Annotated in this window: 6 tRNA genes and 1 rRNA gene; all 7 read left to right on the forward strand. The window is 50.8% G+C overall.

Going from position 1 to position 766, the window contains the following annotated elements:
- A 5S ribosomal RNA gene (gene rrf / locus KNO85_RS14820) occupies positions 1 to 88 on the forward strand; the annotation flags it as partial.
- Between the two features lie 8 nt (positions 89 to 96).
- Positions 97 to 172, forward strand: a tRNA-Val gene (locus KNO85_RS14825).
- A gap of 9 nt (positions 173 to 181) precedes the next feature.
- Positions 182 to 257 (forward strand) — tRNA-Thr (locus tag KNO85_RS14830).
- A 41-nt stretch (positions 258 to 298) separates the two neighbouring features.
- Positions 299 to 385 (forward strand) — tRNA-Leu (locus tag KNO85_RS14835).
- A gap of 32 nt (positions 386 to 417) precedes the next feature.
- Positions 418 to 494: transfer RNA gene (locus KNO85_RS14840), tRNA-Arg, on the forward strand.
- A 6-nt stretch (positions 495 to 500) separates the two neighbouring features.
- Positions 501 to 577: transfer RNA gene (locus KNO85_RS14845), tRNA-Pro, on the forward strand.
- Positions 578 to 590: 13 nt separating this feature from the next.
- A tRNA-Ala gene (locus tag KNO85_RS14850) sits at positions 591 to 666 on the forward strand.
- Positions 667 to 766 lie beyond the last annotated feature (100 nt).

The following is a 766-nucleotide window of genomic DNA, read 5'->3' on the forward strand; positions in this document are numbered from 1 at the left end:
CGTTCCCATGCCGAACACGGAAGTTAAGCGTCTCAGCGCCGAAAGTAGTTGGGGGATCTCCCCCTGTGAGGATAGGACGTTGCCAGGCTACATATTGGAGGATTAGCTCAGCTGGGAGAGCACCTGCCTTACAAGCAGGGGGTCGGCGGTTCGATCCCGTCATCCTCCACCATTTACACCTGCCGGTGTAGCTCAGTTGGTAGAGCATCTGACTTGTAATCAGAGGGTCGAGGGTTCGAATCCTTTCGCCGGCACCATTTGATCTTTTCAAAAAGTCTACCGCTAGAAATTATACCTTGCCGGGGTGGCGGAATTGGTAGACGCACAGGACTTAAAATCCTGCGAGGGTTTCCTCGTGCCGGTTCAAGTCCGGCCCTCGGTACCATTAATATTTTTCCCATGATGATTATTCGTCTCGCACCCTTAGCTCAGCTGGATAGAGCGTTAGACTACGAATCTAAAGGCCGGGAGTTCGAATCTCTCAGGGTGCACCATTTTTACGGGAAGTAGCTCAGCTTGGTAGAGCACTTGGTTTGGGACCAAGGGGTCGCAGGTTCGAATCCTGTCTTCCCGACCATCATCACTTTTATGGGGCCTTAGCTCAGCTGGGAGAGCGCCTGCCTTGCACGCAGGAGGTCAGCGGTTCGATCCCGCTAGGCTCCACCAATTTTATTTTCACAGACGAACTTTGAAAACTGAACGATGAGGCAAAAAAAGTTTTACAATTTTTGAATGAAGCGCAAGCTTCGTCAATTTAAGAGCTATA

The sequence above is a fragment of the Exiguobacterium sp. s124 genome, from assembly GCF_018617485.1.
GTDB classification, from domain to species: domain Bacteria; phylum Bacillota; class Bacilli; order Exiguobacteriales; family Exiguobacteriaceae; genus Exiguobacterium; species Exiguobacterium aestuarii.